Annotated in this window: 4 protein-coding genes; all 4 read left to right on the forward strand. The window is 75.2% G+C overall.

The window, feature by feature from the left end:
• A partial coding sequence (locus NJ376_RS28215; RefSeq protein ID WP_252956678.1) for a DUF4159 domain-containing protein occupies nt 1–901 on the forward strand: 901 nt, incomplete at its 5' end.
• A gap of 133 nt (nt 902–1,034) precedes the next feature.
• Nucleotides 1,035–3,125, forward strand: coding sequence for a hypothetical protein (locus NJ376_RS28220; RefSeq protein WP_252956679.1), 2,091 nt, complete (start codon nt 1,035–1,037; stop codon nt 3,123–3,125).
• 66 nt (nt 3,126–3,191) lie between these two features.
• Nucleotides 3,192–3,551 (forward strand): hypothetical protein, encoded by a 360-nt coding sequence (locus NJ376_RS28225; RefSeq protein WP_252956680.1) that lies wholly within the window; start codon nt 3,192–3,194, stop codon nt 3,549–3,551.
• Between the two features lie 38 nt (nt 3,552–3,589).
• Nucleotides 3,590–4,066 (forward strand): ankyrin repeat domain-containing protein (locus tag NJ376_RS28230; protein WP_252956681.1); only part of this gene is annotated, 477 nt, incomplete at its 3' end.

A 4,066-nucleotide genomic window follows, 5' to 3' on the forward strand; every position in this document is an offset into this window, starting at 1 on the left:
CCGCATGGCGATCGGCGGCATCCCGGCGGAGCGCGACCTCGGTCCCTGGCTGCTGGCGGCGGCGCTGCTGCTGCTGGCGGCCGACCTGCTGCTCGGGCTGCGGCTGCGCGGGTTGCTGGGCCTGCCCGCTTCGCGGCGTGCGGCCGCCATCGCCCTGCCGCTGCTGCTGCTCGCCGCGCCCGCTTCCCGGGCGGAGAGCAACGACCCGGCGCTGGCCACTCGCCTCGCCTACATCGTCACCGGCGATGCCGGGCTGGACGATACGTTGCGCGCCGGGCTGGTCGGGCTTTCGGACTTCGTGAACCGGCGCAGCGCGGCGGCGCTGGCCGAGCCGGCGGCGGTGACGCCGGGGCAGGACGACCTCTCCTTCTACCCGCTGCTCTACTGGGTGGTGACGCCGGACGCGCCGGCGCCGGATGCCGCCGCCATCGCCGCGCTGAACGGCTTCATGCGCCATGGCGGCATCATCCTGTTCGACACGCGGGATGAGGGCTCCGGCGAGGGCTTCGCGCCCGGGGCGCGGGAGGCGCTGCGGCGCGTCACCCGCAACCTCGCCATCCCGCCTTTGGCCCCGGTGCCGGAGGACCATGTGCTGAAGCGCGCCTTCTACCTGCTGCCGGATCTGCCGGGCCGCTTCGCCGGCGGCCAGGTCTGGGTGGCGCGCGACCAGGACCGGGCGAATGACAGCGTCAGCCCGGTCATCATCGGCGGGCATGACTGGGCCAGCGCCTGGGCGGTGGATGCGCGCGGCAACACCCCCTACGCCGTCATCCCCGGCGGCACGCGGCAGCGGACGCTCGCCTACCGCTTCGGCCTGAACCTCGTGATGTACGCCCTGACCGGCAACTACAAGGGCGACCAGGTGCATGTGCCGGCCATCCTGGAAAGGCTGGGGAATTAGGATGCCCGTCAAAACCTGCCGCCGCCCGATGCCCTTCCGCGGCTTTGCGGTGGAAGGCCGTGCGAGGTCCTGGAGATCCAGCAAATCCGGGGCTCCCGCAAAGCCGCGCAGCGGATTTGTGGGGAGGGCTTAGATGGTGCAGGCCCTCTCCGGCATCGACTTCGCCCCCATCATCCCCGCCTGGCTGCTCGTCGCGCTGGCCGCCGTCGCGCTCATCGCCCTGGTGCCGGCGCTGTTCCGCAGTGCCCGCGGCGGGCTGCTGCGGGCGCTCACCTTCGCCCTGCTGCTGCTGGCGCTGGCCAATCCGCGGCTGGTGGAGGAGACGCGGGAGACGCGGCCGGATATCGGCGTGCTGCTGGTCGATCGCTCGGACAGCGCCAGGATCGGCGGCCGCGCGGCGCAGATCGAGGCAGCGCGCCAGGCCATCGAGGCCCGCGCCGGCCGCCTGCCCGACCTCGAGATGCGGACCGTGGAGGTGCCGGAGGGCGGCAACCAGGGCACCCGCCTCTTCACCGCGCTGGAGCGCGCCCTGGCGGACATCCCCCGCGCCCGCCTCGCCGGTGTCATCGCGCTCACCGATGGCCAAGTGCATGACGTGCCCGTCACCGCCCCGCTGGAGGCGCCCTTCCACGCCCTGCTGCCCGGGCGGCCGGGGGAGGTGGACCGCAGGCTCCGCATCATCGAGGCGCCGGGCTTCGGCATCGTCGGCCGGGCGGTGGAGCTGCGCGTCGCCGTGGAGGATCTCGGCGCCGCCGCCGGCGCCCCGGCCAACCTCACCATCCGCCGGGACGGCGCGGCGCCGCGCACCGAGAGCGTGCCCACCGGCCGCGAGCACCGCATCACCATCCCGATCGAGCGCGGCGGGCCGACCGTGGTGGAGCTTTCCGCCGAGGCGCGGCCCGGCGAGGTCTCCGAGCTGAACAACCGCGCCGTCGTCACCATCACCGGCGTGCGGGACCGGCTGCGGGTGCTGCTGGTGAGCGGCGAGCCGCATGCCGGGGAGCGCACCTGGCGGCGGCTGCTGAAGGCGGATCCGGGCGTCGATCTGGTGCACTTCACCATCCTCCGCCCGCCGGAGAAGGACGATTTGACGCCGCTGAACGAGCTGGCGCTGATCGCCTTCCCGGTGCGCGAGCTGTTCCAGGTGAAGCTCCGCGAATTCGACCTCGTCATCTTCGACCGCTTCGCCAATCGTGGCATCCTGCCGCCGGCCTATCTGCGGAACATCGCGGATTATGTGCGCGGCGGTGGGGCGCTGCTGCTCTCGGTCGGGCCGGAATTCACCGGGCCGACGAGCTTGGCCGCGACGCCGCTCGGCGCCGTGCTGCCGGCGCGGCCGGCCGCGGGACCGGGGCAATCCGCCGTGGCGGAGGGCGCCTTCCGTCCGCGCGTCACCGCCCTCGGCGCCCGGCACCCGGTGACGGAGGGGCTGACCGGCGCCAACCCCACGCCGGAGGCCGAGGCGAGCTGGGGCCGCTGGTACCGCAGCCTGCACGCCGATCAGCGCGATGGCGTGGCGGTGATGGAGGCGGCCGGCGGGGCGCCGCTGCTGATCCTCGACCGGGTGGCGGAGGGGCGGGTCGCCCTGCTGCTCTCCGACCATATCTGGCTCTGGTCGCGCGGCCATGATGGCGGCGGGCCGCAGGCGGAACTCCTCCGCCGCGCCGCGCATTGGCTGATGCGGGAGCCGGAGCTGGAGGAAGAGGACCTGACCGCCCGCATCGAGGCCGGCAGGCTGCGCGTGGAACGCCGCAGCGTGGAGCCGGGGCCGCCGCCCGAGATCACCGTCACCGCGCCGGACGGCAGCACAAGGCGCGTGCCGCTGGAACCGGGGGCGGGCGGCCATGCCACCGCCTCCCTGCCCGCCGAGCAGCCGGGGGTGTGGCAGGTGACCGATGGCAGCCGCAGCGCCTTCGCCGCCGCCGCCGCGGCCAACCCGCCGGAAGTCGCCGATCTGCGCGCGGACCCGGCGAAGCTGGCGCCCATCCTGGCCGCGACGGGCGGCGCGGCGCGCTGGCTCGGGGCCGGGGCGGAGCCGACGCTGCCGGAGCTGCGCCGCGTCGGGCCCGGCCGGGACGCCGCCGGCACCGGCTGGATCGGGCTGCGGCGCAATGGCGACCACACCGTGACCGGCATCGCCGCCCTGCCGCTGCTGCCGCCCTGGCTGGCTCTGCCGCTGACCCTGGGGCTTGCGGTGCTCGCCTGGCGGCGGGAGGGGCGGTAGAAGGATGCCTCGCCCGGCCGTCCGGCCCAGCCCCATCCCTGGCCCCGCCGGTGGCGGGAAAGGCGAATGACGATGAAGCGCCTCGCTCTGCTGCTCCCCCTGCTCGCCGCCTGCGCGCAGGAACCGCCGCTGGAGGCGCGGCTGGCGCCGCTGGTTGGCCAGAGCGAGGCGGTGCTGATCGCCAGCCAGGGCGTGCCGACCCGGAGCTACGAGGCCGAGGGGCGGAAATACCTGCAATATGAATGGCGCCGCACCCAGCTCTGGCCGAGCGACCCCTACCCCTATTGGGGCCGGCCCTATGGCCGCTTCGGCCCGCTGCTGCCGCCCCCGGGGCCGATGCTGGTGACGCGGGGCTGCGACGTGATCTTCACCGTGAAGGACGGCAAGGTGGAGAGCTTCGGGGTGCGCGGCGACGATTGCCGGTGATCTGGCGGCCCGGACCGGACCGGGATAGGCTCCGGGCCATGCGCTGCGCTCCCCTTGCCCTGCTGCCGCTTGCCACCCTGGCCTGGCTGGCCCTGCCCAGCTCCGAGGCCGCGGCGCAATTCGGCCGCCCCCGTTCCGCCCGCCCCTCCGCCGCCCCCGCCCCGGAGCGGCCGCCGCCGCCGGCCCTGCCCGGGCTGCAGTACCGGCGGGCGCCGGAGGCCATCCCGGCCGACCCCAATGCCGGCGACCTTTCCCCCAACGCTGCGCTGTTCGACGCCATCAACCGCGGCGACATGGCGGCGGCGCGGGATGCGGTGGCGCGCGGCGCGGATATCGATGCCCGCAACGTGCTGGGGCTGACGCCGATCGACGCCGCGGTGGACCAGGGGCGGACGGAGATCATGTTCTACCTGCTCTCCATCCGCACCGGGATCCGCGGCGCGCCGGCCCCGGCCGAGACGCCGGCCCCGACCCGTGCCGCGGCGGCGCCGCCCTCGGCGCGCGGCCCCGCCCGG

Source organism: Siccirubricoccus soli, assembly GCF_024178315.1.
Lineage (GTDB): Bacteria > Pseudomonadota > Alphaproteobacteria > Acetobacterales > Acetobacteraceae > Siccirubricoccus > Siccirubricoccus soli.